We start from the raw sequence: 20,000 nt of genomic DNA, 5'->3' as shown, positions 1-20,000 counted from the left end.
GCCGCCGACCATGCCGCCCACCCACCGGCGGTTCGCCACATCACGCGCAGCCGCCCGTTCTGGCTGCTGGCCATCGCGCTCACCCTGTCCGCGTTCGCCATGTTCGCGGTCCTGATCAACCTCATCCCGCTGCTCACCCACCGCGGCGCCAGCCCCACCCTGGCCGCCTGGGCACTCGGCCTGGGCGGCATCGGCCAGGTCGCCGGCCGCCTGTGCTACCGCCCGCTATCCAGGCGCACCAGCGTCCGCGGCCGAACCGTCTGGATCCTCGGCCTCTCCGCCGCCACCACCGCCGCCCTGGCCCTCATCCCAGGCCCGATGCAACTGCTCATCGCCGTCGTGGTCCTGGCAGGCGTCACCCGCGGTATCGCCACACTTCTGCAGGCCACCGCCGTCACCGACCGATGGGGCATCGCCGCCTACGGCACCCTTTCGGGCATCCTGGCCGCCCCCATCACCGTCGCCACCGCCCTCGCACCCTGGGCCGGAGCCGCCCTCGCCGACGCCCTCGGCAGCTACCCCGCACTCTTCACCGTCCTCGCGCTCGCGGCGGCCCTGGCCGCACTCCTGGCCGGCGCTCCCGACCCACCACAACAGGACTCCGCGGTTCGGACCTTCATCCGAACGTGACCCATACCCGAGGCATCATGCGGCCGGGGACCGGCCAGAGCCGCGGGGGCGCGCGGCGCGACCCGGCATGATGGGCCCGGTGCGGACCCGGCCGCACCGACCCCGAGGCACGCGTGATCACCCAGGCCGTTCTCGCCGTCGTCAACGACCTGAGCCGCATCGGACATCTGCGCAGACTCTCCGCCTGAACGACGACCCCGCAGCACTGGGCCAGGCACTCCTGGCGGGACGGCTGCCATCGGACGCTTCCTGAGCCGGTGCCACGGCGCCCGGGTTGCCACCCGTCCCCAATACTTGCATACTTGTGCAAGTGAACAATGATGAGTCGGTCGGCGACCTCGGCGCGGTACTGGGCCACCAGCTCTTCCGGGCCCTGGGCGACCCCACCCGCGTCCGCCTGCTGGACCTGCTCGCCGAGCGCTGCCGTGCCTGTTCGGTGTCCGAACTCGCCGAGTGCCTCGACGTCGACCTGTCCGTCGTCTCCCGGCACCTGGCGCTGCTGCGGGCCGCGGGCGTGCTGCGGGCCACCAAGACCGGCCGGACCGTCCTGTACCAGATCCAGTTCGACCCGCTCGCCGAGACGCTGCGGGGCATCGCCGACGCCCTCGAACGCGCTCGCGACGACTTCAACGGCGGCTCCTCCTGCACTCCGCCCGCTGATACCGAGAAGGAAGGAACACCGTGACCACCACTGCGCACCTGCCCGAGACGCCCGACGCCTCCGCCGTGCCCGCCCCGCAGGGGCGACTGGCCATCGACTACTGGACGGTGGTCATGGGCGAGGACGCCTCCTGCGCCTCCTGCGACGCGACGCTCACCGATCTCAACGGCGCGGTCGACGCCGTCCGCCCGCTCGCCGAGCGACTGGGCATCACCCTGGAGGTCGTCCCGCGGACCGTCTCGACCTGGGAGCAGGCGTTGGAGCACCAGATCACCGCATCGCCGACCCTCCGGTCCGCGGGCCTCGAACTGAGCCCCTCGCACCCCGATGACTCCGAGACCCGCCTCTGGAGCTGGCGCGGCCGCACCAGCGGCTCACTGCCGCAGGAGGCCGTGCTCGACCTCGTCCTGCGGGCCGTGGCCGCACGCAGTGCACAACTCGGTGACTACCTCGCCCGTGGCGGCCCGTCCCCCTACATCCGGCGCTTCCTGTCCACCCCGGTCACCGCCGAGCCGGAGCCGGACGACTCCTGCGGCTGTCCTTGAGCGTGCGTGTACTTTCCGCCGGTTCTGGCGCGGGCGATCGCCGCGCTGGAACCGGCGGTCTGTCTTCGCGCTCACCTGAGCCGGGGACGTCCAGAGGGGCGGCGCGGCGGTGCCATGCGGCTGGTAACGTATCATCCCATGGTGATGTCAGTTGAAACTGATGTGTTGCGCGTCCTGGCGGACCCCCTCCGTGCGCGCATCGTGACCCTGCTCGCCGATGAGGCGCTGTGCACCTGCCACCTGGTGGAGGAGACCGGTGCCAGGCAGACCAACATCTCCAACCATCTGCGGGTGCTGAAGGACGCGGGGCTGGTGGAGAGCGAGCCGTGCGGCCGTTTCACCTACTACCGGCTGCTCCCCGAGGCGCTGGACGCCCTGGCCGCGCGACTCGGTGACCTGGCGACGCGGGCCCGTGCGACCCGCGCCAACGGCACCAGGAGGCCCTGCCCGTGACCGTCCGAACCCCAAGGCCCGCATCGGAGCAGGCTGAGAACCTCGTAGGCAGGCTGTCCACGCTGGACCGGTTCCTGCCGGTGTGGATCATCGCCGCCATGGCACTCGGCCTCGGCCTCGGCCGCGCGGTGCCCGGCCTGGACGACGCGCTGTCCAAGGTCGAGATCGGCGGCATCTCCCTGCCCATCGGGCTCGGGCTGCTGGTCATGATGTACCCGGTGCTGGCCAAGGTCCGCTACGACCGGCTCGACGCCGTCACCGGCGACCGCCGCCTGATGATCTCCTCACTGGTGCTGAACTGGCTGATCGGACCGGCGGTGATGTTCGCGCTGGCCTGGATCTTCCTGCCCGACCTGCCCGAATACCGCACCGGACTGATCATCGTAGGGCTGGCCCGCTGCATCGCCATGGTCATCATCTGGAACGACCTGGCCCGCGGCGACCGCGAGGCCGCCGCCGTCCTCATCGCCCTCAACTCGGTCTTCCAGGTCGTCGCCTTCGGCGCGCTGGGCTGGTTCTACCTCAAGGTGCTCCCCGGCTGGCTCGGCCTGGACACCGACGACGTGCACTTCTCCACCGGCAAGATCGTCTTCAACGTGCTGGTGTTCCTCGGCGTCCCGCTGCTGGCCGGCTACCTCACCCGCCGCACCGGCGAGAAGGCCCGCGGACGCGAGTGGTACGAGAACCGGTTCCTGCCGCGCATCGGCCCGGTCGCGCTGTACGGGCTGTTGTTCACCATCGTCATCCTGTTCGCACTCCAGGGCGACACCATCACCAGTCAGCCCGCCGACGTCGCCCGCATCGCCGTACCGCTGCTGGCCTACTTCACGCTCATGTGGGGCGGATCGTTCGCCCTCGGCCACGCCATCCGCCTGCCCTACCCGCGTACCGCGACCCTGGCGTTCACTGCCGCCGGCAACAACTTCGAACTCGCCATCGCCGTCGCCATCGGCACCTTCGGCGTGACCTCCGGCCAGGCGTTGGCCGGGGTGGTCGGACCCCTCATCGAGGTCCCGATCCTCGTCGCCCTGGTGTACGTCTCACTATGGCTCCGCCGCCGCTTCACGACCCGGCCGGCGAGGACGCCGTGACCGCCCCGCCCGGCCAGGCGGTGTTCGAGCGGATCGCCGCTCGGCTCGCCCCCCGCTTCCACGGCCTGGTGTCGGCCGACACCATCCTGCGGCTGGCCATCGACTCCTACGAACACCTGCGCGCCACCTCGCGGGTCGGTGCCCACCTGGTGGTAATGGCCGAACGGTTCACCGCCGAACGGCTGACCGCACTCGCCCAGGCGGAGGGGCGGCTCGGCAAACCCGTCCCCGAGGTGCTGTTCGTCTGCGACGCCAACGCCGGACGCTCCCAGATGGCCGCCGCGCTCGCCCTGGCCCGCGGGAAAGATCGCGTCCACGCCCGGTCGGCCGGCACCGCACCGGCGGCCGACATGGAACTGGCCATCGTGGACGTGATGGCCGAGATCGGCGTGGACATCTCGGCCGAGTACCCCAAGCCGCTGACCGAAGAGCTGGTCGCCGCCGCCGACCTGGTGATCACGCTTGGGTGCGGCGGCGCGTGCCCGCTCCTCCCGCACACCCGCTACCTGGACTGGGCCGTCCCCGACCCCGCACACCAGCGACTGCCGGAAATCCGCCGCATCCGCGACGAACTCGACCTGCTCGTCACCGACCTGCTCACCACGCTCGACCAGCGAGGAATCTGATGCCCGACAAGCCCAGCGTCCTGTTCGTCTGCGTCCACAACGCCGGACGGTCCCAGATGGCCGCCGCCTACCTCACCCACCTCGCCGGCGACAGGGTCGAGGTCCGCTCCGCCGGATCGGCCCCCGCCGACCAGGTCAATCCCGCCGTGGTCCAGGCCATGGCCGAAGAGGGCATCGACATCTCCGCCGAAACCCCCAAGATCCTCACCACCGACGCCGTCCAAGCCTCCGACGTCGTCATCACCATGGGCTGCGGCGACACCTGCCCCGTCTTCCCCGGCAAGCGCTACCTCGACTGGGAACTCGACGACCCCGCCGGCCAGGGCGTCGACGCCGTCCGCCCGATCCGCGACGAAATCCGCACCCGCATCGAACAACTCGCCACCCAACTCACCGGCGAACCAGGTCAGCTACCGGGTTGAGCTAAGGGGGGAACTGAGGACGCCGGAATGCCATGGCGCGACCACATCGGAGGCGATCAGGCCACCGGCGCCCGAGGTTCCCATCGTCATGCGCCGAGCGATCGAGGCCTGCGATCCGGTCCACGAGGTGAGCCAGCTCGCCGTTGATCTCGACGACGTCACCGAGGGCTTGGCCACCCCTGACTCCTCGGTTGATCCGCTACCAGGCATGCCCGCCTCCGGCTGGAGGCGGGCATGGCCGGTTATCTATCAGCCCGCGGGTGAAGCGAGCCATGAGCCGATGGGGCAGTCTCCGGATCCGGGATCCGAGCAGCGGCCGAGTAGGCTGGCGCGCGGATCCCTGCACCATGGTCACGAGCATGCCGCCGTAGGGTTCAGGCGCCCGCATGCGAGATCTCATCCCCTCACCGCAGGCAGCTCACTCCTACCATTGGTATGATTGAGTTGTGGATGCTAAGCAGACTCCCGTCAAGCAGCCCCTTCGTGTCGCGAAGCGCGGCAAGGCCGCGAAAGTTCGTAAGCCCGCGGGCGGTCCGGGTGCGACCGAGAAGTTGTCGGCCACCATCCGCCGGGGCCGCAAGGCTGAGATCCGCGAACAGGCCCGCAAGCTGGGCCTGTCCGACTCTGCCTACGTTGATGAGGCGATCGCGGCCAAGCTCCAACTCGACGCCCTCGCCGAGTTCGTTGACGAGCTGGAAGGTCAGCACGGACCGTTCAGTGAGGACGACATCCAGGCCGCTCTCGCCGCTTGGCCGTCTGCGCAAGATCAGTGAGCACCGTGCGAGGCCGTCGGGCTGCGAGGCTCGGCGGGGTTTTGGTACTCGACAACGACGCCATCAACAAGGCCGCCACGGACCGCAACGTTGCGATCTTCTTCGCGGCTGCGCTGCGCAAGCAGGCACGCTTGGTTACGTCCAGTGTCGTGCTGACGGAGATCCTGCGCGGTTCCGACCGGGACACGAAACTGAACCATGTGCTGTCCAGCACCAGGACTGTCGTTGAGCCTCTCACTGAGGACCTTGCACGCGCCGCCGGGAAGCTGATCGGTGACGCAGGGTTCGACTCCACGGAGGTTGTTGACGCCTTGGTCGCCGCGACGGCTCACATGTACGCCGATCGTGCGGAGGCGGCGGGGCAACAACCTGATGTGCTGATCTTGACCGCCGACGCCACCCATCTGCCGGGCTTGGCCGGCGACCGAAAGGGAGTAAGGGTGCAGAACGTGAAGGACATTCGCTCTCCCTGAAGCCCGCTTGCCACGGCCCCACTGGACGCTGGGGGACGGCCGTATCGGGCGCGGAATCGACCTGAGCAGCGGTCGGCAGACCGGGCTACATCAGGGCTTTTAGTGCGGATGCAACGTCAAACAAATGCGGACGCTGCGGCCTCGGCATCGCGCACGTGCAAACTCCCCACGCGCGCGGTTATATAGGACCCGGTGTGATCCGGCGTAGGCCCCGCACGTCACGGACACGCCCGGCGAGCCGTCCGGTCGGGCGTTTCGCCTTCCCTTGTCGAAGGATTGCGAGCGTGGGCGTGGATCACCCCCGTGGGCCGGGCAGAGGCCCCGAGACCGCCGACAAGGTCCCCCCGCAGGGCACTCCCGACCAGTCACCGGCTGACCCGACCGGCGACAAGCAGCAGACCCTCGGGGACCGCTCGGTCGAAGCCGGGTCGGACACCAAGAAGGGTCCAGAGGCCGACAAGACCTACGTCGGCACCCAGTTGACCGAAGAACCCGATGACACAGCCGACCCCGCTGAGGCCGGCAACGGCGGCCCGGAAGCGGAGAAGCCCGGCCAAGCCGAGGCCGAGGACCCGCGCGAGGACGAGGGGGAGCGGGTCAACGACAACCGTGGACCCGGGACCGGCCAACCCGAAGCCGGAGGGGCGAAAGACCAGGACGACCGCACCAAGGAACCGCGCCCCCAGGACAGCGGTAGCAGCGCGGACGACAAGATTGACGACCCCGAAGCACCTCAGCAGCCAAACTCCCTCTCCACCGACAACGAAGCCCCTCCCAAGCCGTTCTCCCGCCTGGAAAGCCTGGCCCGCGCCCGCGAAGCGCAACTCCAAAACGCAGAACAACTGCGAGCCATCTTCCAAGATGCCCAGACCGCCGATGGCGACAGAGAAGCTCCACCGCAGAGCGAGAATGTGGGAGGCGACGAGCGCGAGCCCGAAGCACAGCCCCCAACCGCTGAGGCACCCGGCGGCACCGACGACGACAGCGGCGAACCGCCAGCCGAACCAGCAGACCCCCTGCCCCCCGCAGAAGGCCACGGTCCCGACGAGGAAAACAAGCCACAGCCGGGCCTAGAAGTCGGCCGATCCGCCGAAAAGGCCGCACCCTCTCCCGAAGAAACTGGCGAGAATCCCGCGCCCCCAGAGGCTCAAGGTGACCAGGGCGGGGACAGTGGTACGGATGCGGAGGGCGACGGTACCGGTGAGGGCGCAGCGAGCAAGCCCACACGGTTGGAAGGGCGTAGAGACTACGTCGTCGACGATCCGGCCGTGCCTGGTAGGACGATCACTGATATCGACTGCATCGAAGACGGGGTGCTGTGGGAAGAGAAAAGTGCGACCAACGCTGGCGACATCGGACGATGGGTGGCCAAGCACATTGACAAGAAGTTCTCATCTTATCTCGATGCGCGCCAGTACATGGTCGACTACGAACAGGCGCCCATCGGTTTTCGCTTCACCAGTCCCGGTGCCGATCCCTCATTTCGATCCGAGGTAGAATCGGCAGTCGAGAGGTTGCGTCAAGCAAATCCAAACGAACAGATCATGCTGGAGTGGTCATAATGGGTTACATCTTCGACATCGACGACGAGACCGTGTGGAGCCCATCACTGTGGGTAGGGCAACTGTATGTCAACCTCGCGGAAGCGATCGCCCGTACCCTAGAGCTTCCAACGGGGCTGGAGGCGGTTGCCGAAGATATGTACGACATCAACCCGCCTGTGTTTAGTGAATTTACGAGCGCCCTTGTGAAACATTATTTTTCCACCCGCCACGTCGTTGCTCAAGAGTTGCTGCGCGGTGTACTACTCACCTCCCTGGTGATGCTTCAACGAGGCGGCGTCGAGATCGCTCCCGACGGTGAGGAACAGACGTCCTTCTGGTCATCTCTGCCGGAATTTGCACAAAGAATGCCGACCTGACTGCAAATGGGTGATGTCAGATCCTCTTGACGCTCCCTGTGCATCCGCCCCGTACCTCGGCGGTGCCCCGTCTCGCTGCCCCGGGGCGAGGCGGCAAGACGGGGCGGACGGTACGTGTGGCGGCCCGAGTTCCCCAGCCAGGGGCCGTGCAGCACCGCCGAGAATGAGGAACACTCTCCTAGCCCATTCCGTGTGGTCGTCCCTCCCGCGGCCTACCAGGTGCCGGGGAACATGCGGTGTTTGAGCAGGTCTTCGACCTGTTCGGCAGCGGCTTTGGTGTCGCCGCAGGGAGCCAGGTAGCCGCGCCGCCCGCGCTCGGCGTTGTGGTATCCCCATGCGCCGCCCGGAACGGGCCAGGACGACCACCCCGAGCCCGACGTGATCGTCGGGGCCGCCGGCATAGACCCGTAGCAGGGGCACCGGGAAACCCTGCGGGCAATAGAGCCGGACGAGACGCCACCCCCGAGGCTCCAGTGCCACGGCCAACAGGCTAAGGAACATCTCCGCCGTAGCGCGGCCCCGGTACGTCCGCCACCGCAGGACGTGCTGCTCAACCTGAACGCTCAGAGGGCGCAAGTGGCCCATACGATCTTTCCGCCTTCCGTGATCGGTCGGGTTCCCCAGTCGTGCACGAGTTGCGACATCAGCAGGAGACCCCGCCCCGAGGTCGCCTCCAAGTCCTCCGAGCCGACCACCGGCAGCCCCGCTCCCTGGTCCCACACCTCGATCACCGCCAAGTCCGCGCGGACGTCGCGGAAGACGCGAAGGATGATCTGACCCTCGCCATGCCGCCACGCGTTGGTCACCAACTCGCACACCACCAGACGCGCCACGAAGTCGTCAGTGGAACCCCACTCCCGGAACTGCGCGGAGAGGAAATCTCTCGCCAACGCCGGCGCGCTTTCATTGGGGTCGAGAAGAAGAGTCGGGATTTCTGGGGCAGGTAGGGACATATCGCTACGACCTTCGGAACGTCTCCGGTTACTTCGGGTGTAAGCGTGCTCGCTCTGAGCTACGCTCGCTACGTTCCGGAACCATTCGCAACAAACGGGAGAGGCCATGCTCGCGCGGGAGTCGCTCGACCCGTCTAGATCGATTTGGCACTTCATAGCGTGCCACCTGCGCCGCTACCGCAAAGCACACGGAATGTCCGGGCAGGCTCTCGGCGACCTGCTTGAGTGTGACCGTTCGACTGTTTCCCGCTACGAGTCCAACACGCTCAAGCTCAAGCGGGAGCACGCGGAGATCATCGACCGTATGTGGAACACGGACGGCATGTTCACGGCCCTGGTCGGGTTCGCCGAGCGTGCCGACGAGGGCAACTGGCTGCTGGAACTCGCCGAGCTGGAGGCGCGCTCATCAAGGCTCAGGATGTGGGAATCATCGGTCATCCCAGGGCTGTTCCAGACACCGGACTACGCGCGTGCAGCACTGAGCGCCGGAACAGCGGACGATCTTCAAGTGACCCTTGAGCGGCGGCTGGCACGGCAGGCCACCGTATTCGGCAAGACGAAGCCACCACGAGTGACAGCCCTTCTCGGCTGGGCGGCAGTGTCACAGGTCGTGGGCGGTCCGGACGTCATGCGCGGCCAACTCACTCGGTTGATCGAGCTGAGCGAGCTTCCCTTCATCAGCATCCGGATAGTGGAGAACAATGCGGGCGCGCATCCGGGCCTCGACGGCCCTTTCGTGCTCCTCACGGTCGGCGACCGGGACATCGCCTACACCGAAGCGGCGACGCGTGGCTGCTTCCTCATGGACCCGTTCGATGTGCAAGAAGTGGCAGTAAGGTACGACTTGATGAGCGACATAGCCGCCCCGGTCGGCCCAAGTCGGACCTACCTGGAGGCTGAACTGGAGAAGTACACATGACCCAGTGGCGCAAGTCGACCCGCAGCGGTACAGGCAGCCAGTCCAACTGCGTGGAGGTAGCGCACCTCTGTGGTGACGTTGGCGTGCGTGACAGCAGGGACCCGAGCGGCCCACGCATCATGCTTCCGGTCGGGTGCTTCCGCCGTCTGGCCGCCGACATCAAGCGCGGGGCACACGACCTACCCTGACAGCCCATCATGTGCATCACGACGAGAGCGCCTAAGCCGAGCGGTACGGCCAGGACTCGACTAAGTGCGCGTTTGAGAAGGATCTTGTTAGCGGTATGTGAGGAGCCTTGGACTCGGCGGACGGCGGGTCGTCCGCCTTGGGCAGGGCAGAGGGTCATGAGGCCGAGGCGGTCCAGCGGATGGTGGCTCCGCTGGTGGCGGTGTGGCGTTGGTGGTCGCGGACCAGTCACCGATGTGCGGTCGGCCAGGCCAGCGTGGACGCTCTGGGAGTCGATGATCCCAACGCTGGGGCCGACGTTACGGCATCGCCCTGGCGGATGCGCGAGCGCAGCACGTCAAGCGCCGCAGCGTGACCCACCGCTACTCCCAACGCATGAAGTGGCAGTACACCGTCTGCCACGGAGGGGCATGCAAGCTCTCTAAATCAGTCCCGCCCCGTAGTCGACCGGCGGGGAGTGTCAGACCTAGCCTCTCTGTCTTCAACACGAGCGCTGTGCCGACCAATGCTCTATAATTTCAGACTGGCAGATCACGCCTGCCAGTCGGAGCCTCGCTTCCTACGCTATGCGGGGCGGTGAAGACAAAGCGGCTTTCGACGACGCGTGCGCTACATGCCGTCGTCAGATGGTGGGCGTAGGACTCCATCTAGGGACGCCATGACAGCAAAAAGGCGCCGTCGCCCATCTCGTAACAAGCAGCGTGCGGCTCGCAAACTCAAAACAACGTCGAGCATGAGCTACATGGCGGCCAGACAAATCATCGAACTACGCGAGGCGAATAAGTTCGAGCATCCCGCGGCTGGCGGCGAAATATCGTCTTGGCCGGCGCCGAAAGCTGCTGTCGTGGGAGGGTGTGCCTGGAATTCGGGCACTCTGTCTATGGGTGCCATGTGTTGCATTATGGTGCAACCAATGCTCTTTATGTGGTGACGGCTGTCGTGAATGCCGTCGATCTGCTTATGCTTGCCTTGGCTATAAGTGTTGCGACTATAATAGGGCTTCTGAGTGGGTTCTTCACATGGATGGAAACTCGAAGCCTTCCCAGTGCTCTCCTTGGCGGAGGTGGAGCATTTGGATTCACTCTTGGCCTCTGGTTCAGTGCCCGAACTGCTTATAATTGACAGTCCCTGCCCATGGATCACAGCCCTACTTAGCTAAACTGACGATCGCCGCCCAAGCTGGATACGGATTTTATGCGTGCACCGGGAGGACGTCCCCTGGCGAAGTAGGCGGCGGCCCGCTTGAGGATCTTATTCTCGGTCTCCAGTTGCCGGTTACGGTGCCGCAGTTCGGCAAGTTCCTTCTTTCTGTGCTCGTCAGTCGCCCTGACTCGCCTTGTCTCCGTTGTCGGCGTCGGCCTGGTTTGCCCAGTTCTGCAGGCAGGAACGGCTGATTCCCAGATCCTTGGCATGCTGGACGAGTGGGTTTGGCGCCCCGTTACATCAGCTCCGACAGCGCGGTGGCAGAACTCGGGCGGGTGTGGTGCGGGCATTCCGGAGAACACTCCTGGTGATCAAGGGTGATGCACCATCAGGAGTGCCCTAATGACCTTCGACCACACCCAGCCCGGCCGTGACGTCCAGACCGACTACGAGACCGAACAGTTCGCCCACGACCTGGAGAGCGCTGTCCGCGCGCTGAAGCAGGCCGTCGGCCAACCGCAGGGCCTTGCCGGGCCGGCGACCGTCTACGCGGTGCTGGACGCCGTCCACGCAGCCGCCTCCGGCTTCGACCAACTTCTCCTCCAACTCGAACGCTTCCTTATGCGTCAGCACCTGGACGGACGACTCGTACGTGACCACGGTGGAAGCCTCGAGGAAGCACTCGATGCCTTCAGTCGCGCCATCCTCCACGCCCGCCACCAGGGCGCGGGATGGAGCGAGGCGGTCGAACAGGCCCGGAGCGCGATCAACCACGTTCACAGCGGCGGTCTGTCGCCTGGAGGCGGCGCAACACCGTCCCCCAACCCCGTCGCCGAACCGGCGCCTGCGGCCACGCTCCGACGAGCCGAGCCCCGAGCGAGACATCCCGGGAACGGACGGCTGCGCACGAGATGGTTCGGCAACCCTCGGAGAGGGGCCGGAGCGTGAAGCAGATGAGCCAGGACGAGTTGCTTGCGCTCCCCACCACGGTCAGCGTCGAGACCGCAGCCCGCGCCATCGGGCTCGGACGCACGCGCGCCTACCAGCTCGCCCGCCAAGGGCAGTTCCCCTGCAAGGTGATCCGCATCGGCGCCAGCTACCGCGTCGTGACGGTCGACCTACGCCGGCTCCTCGGCATCGAGCCGAGCTAGCCAGCCGTCCAACGAACGAAGGTCCGGCTCCCGTCCGGGAGCCGGACCTTCCGTGTTGAGGACGCCAGATTCGTCACCGTGCTGATCTCCACCAGAGACGGTCAGACCATGATCAGCAAGGTTCGCAGTTGAACCAGGATGCCGCCCAGACATGCCAGATCCCAGTGACAAATGGGTGACAAATGATCTTCAGAAGGTCGACCAAGATCGCCCCACAAGGCTCTGACCTGGGGAAATAGGAGAGCGGGCGACGGGAATCGAACCCGCGTAGCCAGTTTGGAAGACTGGGGCTCTACCATTGAGCTACGCCCGCGAGGGGACGGAGGGCGGTCGGCCCTCGATCGTCAGTCCGTAGCGTACAGGGTTCCGGGTGTGGACGTGCCGGGTGGTCCGGGTGCCGGGTAATGGAGCGGCGGGCCGTGGCGCGGGGGGCTAGACTCCGTCATCGTGTGCGGGCTGTAGCGCAGTTTGGTAGCGCACCGGCTTTGGGTGCCGGGGGTCGTGGGTTCAAATCCCGCCAGCCCGACAGTGGAGGCTCTTGGCCGCCGCCCGGTGCCGGGCGGCGGCCGTGCCGTGTCAGGGGGCCAGGAGCGTCCGGGCCCGGGCCGCCGCGGTGGCGAGCGCCGCCGGGAGGTTGGCGGGGGTGCGGCCGCCCGCGTTCGCGATCGGACCCTTCCCGCCGGCGCCGCCGCCGATCTCGCGGGCCGCCTCGGTGAGCAGGTCCCGTGCCCGCGACCCCGTGTTCGTCGCCGCCACCAGGGATGCCTTGCCGTCCGAATGCGCGCCCAGGACGACGACGCCGCGGTCTTGGCGGAGCTTGAGGATCTTGGTGGCGAGGGTGCGCAGGTCCGTCTCCCCGGGGACGCTTTCGGCGATGAGCCATCCGCCCGGGACCGGCTCGGCGTCGGCGGCCAGGCGCGCCGCGTGGGTGTCGAGTTCCGCTTGGCGGAGGTTCGCCAGTTGGCGCTGTGTCTCCGCGAGGGTTTCCAGGCGTTGGTGCAGGCGGGCAGGGGCCTGGTCGGGGTGGACGTGCAGGAGCGCCGCTAGTTCGTGGAGGATGTCGCGTTGGTGGTCATAGTGGCGGAGCGCGTCGGTGCCGGTCAGGGCCTCGATGCGGCGCAGGCCGGTGCCGATGGACGATTCGGCGACGATGTGGACGGGGCCCGCCTGCGAGCCGTGGCCGACGTGCGTGCCGCCGCACAGTTCGCGGGACGCGTCGCCGATGTCCACGATCCGGACGTCCGGCCCGTAGCGTTCACCGAACATCGCTACCGCGCCCGCGGCCTCCGCCTCGGCGCGGGTCGCCTCCCAGACCGTGACCTCGGGATCGTCCAGTAGGTAGTCGTTGACGAGGGTCTGGATCAAGGTGGTGTCCACGGGGGAGAAGTGGGCGAAGTCGAAGCGGAGGCGGCCCGGCTCTACGCGGGAGCCTCGCTGGGACGCGTGGTCGCCCAGGTGGCGGCGCAGCATCGCGTGCAGGACGTGGGTCGCGCTGTGGGAGCGTGCCGTCGCGGCGCGGCGGGCGGCGTCGACGATCGCGTCGGCCTCGTCGCCTGGACGCACCTCGCCGTGCGTGACGCGGACCGTGTGCACGTGGAGGCCGTCGAGGCCGAGGCGGGTGTCCAGGACGTCCAAGGTCGAGCCGGAGGTGCGCAGTACGCCCCTGTCTCCCACCTGGCCGCCTGATTCCGCATAGAACGGGCTGCGCTCAAGGATCACCTCCAGTTCGTCGCCTTCGACGGCGACGTCGAGGGGGCCCTGCGGGGTGAGAAGGGCCAGGACGCGTGTTTCCGCCGTCGTTGACGAGTGGCCCACGAAGTCCGTGAGGCCGTACTCGGCGGTGACGGTGCGGTAGAGGTCCTGGCGCGCGACCGCACCGCCCTTGCGGGAGTGGCCAGCCTGGTGCGCCCGGCGGCGCTGGGCTTCGAGGAGTTCCGCGAACTCGTTCTCGTCAACGGTGAGGCCCGCCGAGCGCGCCGCGTCCAGGGTCAGGTCGATCGGGAAACCGTAGGTGTCGTGCAGTTCGAACGCGGTTCGTCCCGAGATGGTGGTCTTGGTGCGGCTGATCGCCGAGTCCAGGAGTTGGGAGCCCTGGCGCAGCGTCCGCTCGAACGCCTCTTCCTCCGCGGTGACGACCTGGCGGATCAGTTCGGAGCGGCGGCTCAGTTCGGGCCAGGTCGTCCCCAGGTTGTCGATGACGCTGGACGTCAGCGCTGGAAGGGTGAGGTCCTCGATGCCGAGTTTGCGGGCGTGCCGGACGGCGCGGCGCATCAGGCGGCGCAGTACGTAGCCCCGGCCGTCGCGGGCGGGCAGTACGCCGTCGGCGATGAGGAACGCGATCGAGCGGGAGTGTTCGGTGACGACACGGAAGGAGGTGGAGTCCTCCCTGGAGTATTCGCGGCCCGCCAGTTCCTGGACGAGTCGGAACGTCGGTGCCAGCAGGTCGGTTTCGCAGACCGTCTCCACGTCCTGCAGGACCGCCGCGAGACGGTCGAGCCCTAGCCCTGTGTCGATGTTCTTCGCGGGCAGTTCGCCGAGTATCGGGTATTCGTCCTTGCCGGTGCCCTCTCCTCGGAGGTTCTCCATGAAGACGAGATTCCACAGTTCCTGGTAGCGCTCGCCGTCCACGGCGGGTCCGCCTTCGCGTCCGAAGGACGGCCCCCTGTCGTAATGCAGTTCGGACGACGGGCCGCATGGGCCGGGCGTGCCCATCGACCAGTAGTTGTCCTCCATGCCGAGCCGCTGGATCCGTTCCAGGGGAACCCCGACGCGGCGCCAGAGGCGTACGGCTTCGTCGTCGTCCAGGTACACGGTGACCCAGAGGCGGTCGGGGGCGAGGTTGTAGTGGCGCGTGAGCAGTTCCCACGCCCAGGAGATCGCCTCCGCCTTGAAGTAATCGCCGAAGGAGAAGTTGCCGAGCATCTCGAAAAAAGTCGAGTGCCGGGTCGTGCGGCCCACGTTCTCGATGTCGGACGTACGCGCGCACTTCTGCACGGACACCGCACGAGGATGTTCCGGCGCGGTCTCGCCGAGGAAGTACGGCTTGAATTGGTTCATGCCCGCGTTCGCCAGCAGCAGCGTGGGGTCGGACGGAATCAGCGGGCTGGACGGCACGACGCGGTGGTCGCGCTCCTGGAAGAAGTCAAGAAACGTCGAGCGAATGTCGGTCGAGCGCATGGGACGGCCTCACGAGGTCGATGGGATGACGGCGCACACCGCCGAGCCGGGCCGGGCACGACTGCTCGTTCCCCAGCTCGGCGCGGCTAGCTCGCCGTCCCACCTCGTGAAAGTCCATCGACTCAAGGCTAACGCGCCGCGGCGGGCGACGGCACGCGGATTTCCCGCCGCGTCGTTCCGCCGGCCACGCCGCTAGGGCCTCATCTCGTCTTGATGGCCGCCGTCTCCTTGGCGCGGGCGTCGTACTCGGCTCGGGCGGCGTCGATCTTCCCGCGGTGGGCCTCCGCCCACGCGACGAGGGTGCTGGCCGCGGTTATGAGCGTCTCGCCCATGGGGGTGAGGGCGTAGTCCACGCGTGGCGGCATCACGGGGTACACGGTCCGGGTGACGATCCCGTCGCGTTCCAGGGCGCGCAGGGTGACGGTGAGCATGCGCTGGCTGATGCCGTCGATCTCGCGCTTGAGCTCGGTGAACCGCATGCTCCGCTCGCCCAGCAGCGAGATCACCAGTAGCGACCACTTGTCGCCGACCCGGTCGAGGACCTCCCGTGCCCGGCATGTATGGGCCGTGTGCTGCATGGTTATCTCCAGGTGACCGAGGCAGAAAAAAGTGCCTTCTTGTGCCGGATCCGAGGGTCTCCGCATGATGGGACCGGTTCCTCTTCGGAACCGCCTTACCTTTCATAACCTTAGGAGACACGATGAGGGCCCAGCTTGTCGAGATCCCCGGCTACGTCGCCGGCACCTGGACCATCGACCCCGCCCACAGCAACGTCGGCTTCACCGTCCGGCACCTGATGGTCAGCAGGGTCCGCGGCCGCTTCGGGACGTTCGAGGGCACGATCGTGACCGGCGAGGACCCCCTCGACTCGGCGGTGAACGCCACGATCGACCTCGCGTCGATCGACACCGGCATCGCCCAGCGGGACGCGCACGTCCGGTCCGCCGACTACCTGGACGCGGAGAAGTACCCCGCGATGACGTACCGCTCCACCGGCGTCCGCCCCGACGGGGACGACTTCGTCCTGGACGGCGAGCTGACCTTGCGCGGCCAGACCAGGCAGGTCCCGCTCAAGCTGGAGATCGGCGGTTTCAGCCCTGACCCGTTCCTTGAGGACCCCTTCAAGGGCGCCCGGGTGGGCTTCACCGCGACCGGTGAGATCAGCCGGCTCGAGTTCGGTGTCGGCGACGCCTCGAAGATGCCCGGCGGTGCGGGCCTCGGCCTGGGGGAGAAGGTCCAGATCACCCTGGAGATCCAGGCGGCGCTCCAGACTTCGTGACCGGGCCGGGACGGGACGGGCGGCGCCGCAGGCTCACGGCGCCGCCCACCGGCCCCCGGGCGGCGACACGGCGTCGAGCAGGCCGGGGAGCGCGTCCAGGGACGTGATGCGCGCGACCTCCAGGCCGGTCGGCGGGGGGTCGCCGGAGCGGTCGAGCCACACCCCGGTGAGGCCGGCGGCCGCGGCGCCCTGGGCGTCGGTGATGAGGCGGTCCCCGACGTAGGCCGCCGCGGCCGGCCCGACGCCAAGGCCCGCGCAGGCGTCGCGGAAGATCCCGGCGGCGGGCTTGCCGGTGCCCGTCTCGCTGGACGCCACCACATGGGGGAGGAGCCCGGCGAGCCCCATCCGTTCGATCTTCGTACGCTGCTGCCCCAGGTCCCCGTTCGTGATCACACCCAGCCGCAGGCCGCGCCCCGCCAGAACCTCCAGGACCCGCCTCACCTCGGGGAACGGGCGCCAGGCCGTCTCGTATGAGACCAGGAACCCGCTGAACCACGCGTCGGCGCGGGCCTCGTCCCAGTCACCGAGGCCCAGTTCCCCGGCCAGTGCGACGATCCGGGCGCGGCGCTGGGCGGCGAGGCTCAGCTCGCCCGCGAGATACCGGTCGATGGCCTCCTCGCTCAGCTCTCTCCAGCGCGCGGCGAGCCATGCCGGGTCCGCGTCCGGGAACGACCGGGTGATCGCCTCCGCCGCCGCCCGCTCGTGGTCGAGAAGCGTCCCGTCCAGGTCGAACAGCACGGCCGCGATCATGTGAGGAAGGCGGTGAGCGCGGCGGTCAGTTCGGCGGGGGCGTCCTCCTGGACGATGTGGCCGGCGCCGTCGATCAGGCGGAGGCGCGCCCCCGGGACGAGCGCGGCCAGCTCGTGGGCCTTGGCGACGGGTATCCAGGTGTCCGATGCGCCCCAGCAGATCAGGACGGGAAGTTCCAGTTCGCCGTAGCGGCCTTGGATCTCGTCCGTGTGGCGCTGATCCGCCTGGGCGATCTGCCGGTAGAAGGCCGGCTGCCCCACGTCCCCTAGCCAGGGGTCGACGAGCGTGTCCAGAACCGCTGGGTGCAGACCGCGATGGCTAGCGGACGACACGTACTCCCGGACGAGCGCCCCGTGCAGTGCAGGTGGAAGCTGCTCGAACACCTCCGTGTTGGCCCCGACCAGGCGGAAGAAGGGTGAACCCCAAGGAGCGAGGGCGACGGGATCGACCAACGCGAGGGCACGGTAACGGGCGCCGTGCAGGAGATTCGCCCGAAGGGCCACGGCCCCACCGAAGTCATGCGCCACGACCGTCGGCTCGTCCAGACCCCAATGGGCCAGCAACTCGGTGAAGACACGGCCCTGGGCCGCGAGCGACACGTCCTGCCCATCGCTCATCTCGGACGTCCCATAGCCCGGCATGTCCCACACATACACGCGGTGGGCCGGCGCCAAAGCGCGCGCGACACCGCGCCACACATAGGACGAGAACGGCGTGCCGTGCAGCAGGACGACCGGGTCCGCGTCCTGATCCCCGAGCACGTCCCAACGAACCTCACCCGAACCGCTCCGGTACGTCCTGCCCAGCTCCCAGTCCCGCACAACAGCCCCCCCAACGTCGGCTTAGAACGATCATGACCGACCGTACTCGGGGGTGCCGGGGATGGAACGGGCCCCTGACCGCTCTCCGGAGTGGTCAGGGGCCCGATGGCTCGGCTGCCGCAGGAAGCCGGGAGGGCCCCCTTCTGCGAACGGTCAGCCGAGACCGTTCTCGATGGCGGTGATCAGCTCACCGTTCGGCGTGTCTCCGCTGAGCTCCCAGAAGAAGGCGCCGGCCAGCCCCTCGTCCTGGGCGTAGGCCATCTTCCCGCCGATGGTGGACGGCGTGTCGTAGCTCCACCACTGGCTGCCGCACTTGGCGTAGGCGGTGCCGGCGACGGTGCCGGTCGCGGGACACCGGCTCTTGAGGACCTTGTAGTCCTCGATGCCGGCCTCGTAGGTGCCGGGTGCGGCGCCCGTCGCGGTTCCGCCCGGTTCGGACTGGGTGACGCCCGTCCAGCCGCGGCCGTAGAAGCCGATGCCGAGCAGCAGCTTGCTCGCCGGGACGCCCTTGGCCTTCAGCTTGGCGATGGTCTCGGCCGAGTTGAAGCCCTGCTGCGGGATGCCCGGGTAGGACGTGAGCGGCGAGTGCGGTGCCGTCGGCCCCTGGGCGGCCCATGCGCCGAAGTAGTCGTAGGTCATCGGCATGAACCAGTCGGCGTGCCGGGCGGCGCCCGCGTAGTCGGTCGCGTCCATCTTCCCGCCGGGGCTGGCGTCGGCGGTGATCGCGGCGGTCACGAGGTTGCCGGAGCCGAACCGGGACCGCAGCGCCGACAGCAGGTTCCCCAGCGCGTCCGGGCCGCTGCTGTCGCAGCTGAGGCCGCACGCGTTCGGGTACTCCCAGTCGATGTCGATGCCGTCGAACACGTCCGCCCAGCGCGGGTCCTCGACCAGGTTGTAGCAGGACTCGGCGAACGCGGCCGGGTTCTGCGCGGCCTGCCCGAACCCGCCGGACCACGTCCAGCCGCCGAACGACCAGACGACCTTCAGGCCCGGGTGCATCTGCTTCAGCTTGCGGAGCTGGTTGAAGTTGCCGCGCAGCGGCTGGTCCCAGGTGTCGGCGACGCCGTCGACGCTGTCCGCCGCGGTGTACGCCTTGTCGGTCGCCGCGTAGGCGTCGCCGATGGTGCACTTGCCGCCCTGGACGTTGCCGAACGCGTAGTTGATGTGGGTGAGCCTGTCGGCGGAGCCGCTCGTCTCGATGTTCTTGACGTGGTAGTTGCGCTGGTAGACGCCCCACTCGGCGAAGTACCCGATGACCTTGCCGCCGGCGTTCCCGGGGTCGCCGCCCTCGCTGGTGGTGACCGAGACGGCGCCGGACGCGGGGGAGGTGTTCCCGGCCGCGTCCCGGGCCCGGACGGTGAACGTGTAGGCGGTCCCGGCCGACAGGCCGCCCACGGTCGCGCCGGTGCCGGTCACCGAGGCGGCCTTCGCCGCGCCGTTGTAGACGTCGTACCCGGTCACGCCGACGTTGTCGGTTGCGGCGTTCCACGCCAGCGAGACGCTGGTGGCGGTCTTGCCCGTGGAGCGGAGGCCGGACGGGGCGGCCGGGGCCTCCTCGTCGTCACCGGGGCCGCCGGGGCCGCCGGACCCGTCGCAGGCGGCGCCGTTGACCGTGCAGCCGGTCAGCCAGCCGGGGCCAAACCCGTTGAACCCGAAGCTGGTGCTGGCACCGGCGGCGAGTGTCGCGTTCCAGCCCGGGTTGGTGAACGTGTAGTGGTCGCCCGAGACGGTCCTTGTGGCGTTCCACGCGGTCGTGATGGCCGTGCCGGACGGCAGGTCCACCTCGACGGTCCAGCCGTTCAGGGCCGCGTCCGTGCCGTTGGTGACCGTGCACGAGCCCTCGAAGCCGGTGCCCCAGTCCTGGGTCTTGGTACAGGAGGCGGTGACCGTCCCGGCCGACGACGCAGGGGGCGCCGTCAGCAGGGCGGTGGCGACCGCCAGCGTCGTCGCGCCGGCGAGCCCGATGGCCCGCCGTCCGCCCGGTCTTGACATGATTCTCCGTTCGTTCGGCCCCCGGGCAAACAGG

Annotated in this window: 22 protein-coding genes and 2 tRNA genes; 16 read left to right on the top strand and 8 right to left on the bottom strand. The window is 68.2% G+C overall.

Annotated features, from left to right (window positions below; translation table 11 throughout):
- The 11 genes from E1266_RS08170 to E1266_RS08120 form a co-directional block, all read left to right on the top strand.
- The coding region (locus E1266_RS08170) for an MFS transporter (RefSeq protein ID WP_132045400.1) at positions 1 to 630 on the top strand (630 nt) is incomplete at its 5' end.
- Between the two features lie 310 nt (positions 631 to 940).
- A complete protein-coding gene (locus E1266_RS08165) occupies positions 941 to 1,315 on the top strand; it encodes a metalloregulator ArsR/SmtB family transcription factor (protein ID WP_165965978.1) in 375 nt (124 codons plus the stop codon).
- Positions 1,312 to 1,836, top strand: a complete 525-nt coding sequence (locus E1266_RS08160) for a DUF2703 domain-containing protein (protein ID WP_132045395.1) — start codon at positions 1,312 to 1,314, stop codon at positions 1,834 to 1,836. The genes E1266_RS08165 and E1266_RS08160 overlap by 4 nt, the downstream gene beginning before the upstream one ends.
- 138 nt (positions 1,837 to 1,974) lie before the next feature.
- On the top strand, positions 1,975 to 2,289 hold the full coding sequence (locus E1266_RS08155) for a metalloregulator ArsR/SmtB family transcription factor (RefSeq protein WP_132045393.1): 315 nt from the start codon (positions 1,975 to 1,977) through the stop codon (positions 2,287 to 2,289).
- Positions 2,286 to 3,380, top strand: coding sequence for an ACR3 family arsenite efflux transporter (gene arsB / locus E1266_RS08150; protein WP_207945496.1), 1,095 nt, complete (start codon positions 2,286 to 2,288; stop codon positions 3,378 to 3,380). Before E1266_RS08155 ends, arsB begins: the two co-directional genes overlap by 4 nt.
- Positions 3,377 to 4,006 (top strand): arsenate reductase ArsC, encoded by a 630-nt coding sequence (locus tag E1266_RS08145; RefSeq protein WP_243718284.1) that lies wholly within the window; start codon positions 3,377 to 3,379, stop codon positions 4,004 to 4,006. The genes arsB and E1266_RS08145 overlap by 4 nt, the downstream gene beginning before the upstream one ends.
- On the top strand, positions 4,006 to 4,428 hold the full coding sequence (locus E1266_RS08140) for an arsenate reductase ArsC (RefSeq protein WP_132045387.1): 423 nt from the start codon (positions 4,006 to 4,008) through the stop codon (positions 4,426 to 4,428). The genes E1266_RS08145 and E1266_RS08140 overlap by 1 nt, the downstream gene beginning before the upstream one ends.
- 446 nt (positions 4,429 to 4,874) lie before the next feature.
- Positions 4,875 to 5,201, top strand: coding sequence for a hypothetical protein (locus E1266_RS08135; protein ID WP_132045385.1), 327 nt, complete (start codon positions 4,875 to 4,877; stop codon positions 5,199 to 5,201).
- Positions 5,198 to 5,674: a PIN domain-containing protein gene (locus E1266_RS08130; RefSeq protein ID WP_165965977.1), complete on the top strand. Its 477-nt coding sequence runs from the start codon at positions 5,198 to 5,200 to the stop codon at positions 5,672 to 5,674. The genes E1266_RS08135 and E1266_RS08130 overlap by 4 nt, the downstream gene beginning before the upstream one ends.
- A 284-nt stretch (positions 5,675 to 5,958) precedes the next feature.
- Positions 5,959 to 7,236 carry a hypothetical protein gene (locus tag E1266_RS08125; RefSeq protein ID WP_132045381.1) on the top strand — a complete coding sequence of 426 codons (1,278 nt, stop codon included), beginning with the start codon at positions 5,959 to 5,961 and terminating at the stop codon, positions 7,234 to 7,236.
- Positions 7,236 to 7,595, top strand: coding sequence for a DUF6086 family protein (locus E1266_RS08120; protein ID WP_132045379.1), 360 nt, complete (start codon positions 7,236 to 7,238; stop codon positions 7,593 to 7,595). Before E1266_RS08125 ends, E1266_RS08120 begins: the two co-directional genes overlap by 1 nt.
- A gap of 563 nt (positions 7,596 to 8,158) precedes the next feature.
- Here E1266_RS08120 and E1266_RS08115 read toward each other — a convergent pair.
- Complete coding sequence (locus E1266_RS08115) at positions 8,159 to 8,548, bottom strand: ATP-binding protein (protein ID WP_165965976.1); 390 nt, start codon at positions 8,546 to 8,548, stop codon at positions 8,159 to 8,161.
- 106 nt (positions 8,549 to 8,654) lie between these two features.
- Here E1266_RS08115 and E1266_RS08110 point away from each other — a divergent pair, with 106 nt between their 5' ends.
- Positions 8,655 to 9,467, top strand: a complete 813-nt coding sequence (locus E1266_RS08110; RefSeq protein ID WP_132045375.1) for a helix-turn-helix transcriptional regulator — start codon at positions 8,655 to 8,657, stop codon at positions 9,465 to 9,467.
- Positions 9,464 to 9,655, top strand: coding sequence for a DUF397 domain-containing protein (locus E1266_RS08105; protein WP_132045373.1), 192 nt, complete (start codon positions 9,464 to 9,466; stop codon positions 9,653 to 9,655). Before E1266_RS08110 ends, E1266_RS08105 begins: the two co-directional genes overlap by 4 nt.
- 1,540 nt (positions 9,656 to 11,195) lie before the next feature.
- On the opposite strand, the gene E1266_RS08095 is transcribed toward E1266_RS08105, so the two are convergent.
- The gene (locus tag E1266_RS08095) at positions 11,196 to 11,576 is read right to left on the bottom strand and encodes a hypothetical protein (protein WP_132045371.1); all 381 of its coding nucleotides are present in this window, start codon (positions 11,574 to 11,576) and stop codon (positions 11,196 to 11,198) included.
- A gap of 173 nt (positions 11,577 to 11,749) precedes the next feature.
- On the opposite strand from E1266_RS08095, the gene E1266_RS08090 reads away from it, so the two are divergent.
- On the top strand, positions 11,750 to 11,947 hold the full coding sequence (locus tag E1266_RS08090; RefSeq protein ID WP_131951515.1) for a helix-turn-helix domain-containing protein: 198 nt from the start codon (positions 11,750 to 11,752) through the stop codon (positions 11,945 to 11,947).
- Between the two features lie 242 nt (positions 11,948 to 12,189).
- Here E1266_RS08090 and E1266_RS08085 read toward each other — a convergent pair.
- Positions 12,190 to 12,260 (bottom strand) — tRNA-Gly (locus E1266_RS08085).
- A 139-nt stretch (positions 12,261 to 12,399) separates the two neighbouring features.
- Between E1266_RS08085 and E1266_RS08080 the strand changes: the two genes are divergently transcribed.
- Positions 12,400 to 12,473 (top strand) — tRNA-Pro (locus E1266_RS08080).
- A gap of 50 nt (positions 12,474 to 12,523) precedes the next feature.
- Here the strand turns inward: E1266_RS08080 and alaS are convergent.
- A complete protein-coding gene (gene alaS / locus E1266_RS08075; protein WP_132045369.1) occupies positions 12,524 to 15,124 on the bottom strand; it encodes an alanine--tRNA ligase in 2,601 nt (866 codons plus the stop codon).
- Positions 15,125 to 15,324: 200 nt separating this feature from the next.
- Positions 15,325 to 15,702 (bottom strand): helix-turn-helix domain-containing protein, encoded by a 378-nt coding sequence (locus E1266_RS08070; protein WP_207945494.1) that lies wholly within the window; start codon positions 15,700 to 15,702, stop codon positions 15,325 to 15,327.
- A gap of 122 nt (positions 15,703 to 15,824) precedes the next feature.
- On the opposite strand from E1266_RS08070, the gene E1266_RS08065 reads away from it, so the two are divergent.
- Positions 15,825 to 16,403: a YceI family protein gene (locus E1266_RS08065; protein WP_132045366.1), complete on the top strand. Its 579-nt coding sequence runs from the start codon at positions 15,825 to 15,827 to the stop codon at positions 16,401 to 16,403.
- 33 nt (positions 16,404 to 16,436) lie between these two features.
- On the opposite strand, the gene E1266_RS08060 is transcribed toward E1266_RS08065, so the two are convergent.
- From E1266_RS08060 to E1266_RS08050, 3 genes are all read right to left on the bottom strand, one after another.
- A complete protein-coding gene (locus tag E1266_RS08060) occupies positions 16,437 to 17,153 on the bottom strand; it encodes an HAD family hydrolase (protein ID WP_132045364.1) in 717 nt (238 codons plus the stop codon).
- Positions 17,150 to 17,974 (bottom strand): alpha/beta fold hydrolase, encoded by an 825-nt coding sequence (locus tag E1266_RS08055; protein WP_132045362.1) that lies wholly within the window; start codon positions 17,972 to 17,974, stop codon positions 17,150 to 17,152. Before E1266_RS08055 ends, E1266_RS08060 begins: the two co-directional genes overlap by 4 nt.
- Positions 17,975 to 18,127: 153 nt before the next feature.
- Positions 18,128 to 19,966: a glycoside hydrolase family 18 chitinase gene (locus E1266_RS08050; RefSeq protein ID WP_132045360.1), complete on the bottom strand. Its 1,839-nt coding sequence runs from the start codon at positions 19,964 to 19,966 to the stop codon at positions 18,128 to 18,130.
- Between the last annotated feature and the right edge of the window lie 34 nt (positions 19,967 to 20,000).

This window comes from Actinomadura sp. 7K534 (genome assembly GCF_004348575.1).
In the GTDB taxonomy this organism is placed as follows: domain Bacteria; phylum Actinomycetota; class Actinomycetes; order Streptosporangiales; family Streptosporangiaceae; genus Spirillospora; species Spirillospora livida.
This window is presented reverse-complemented; position numbering and strand designations above follow the sequence as displayed.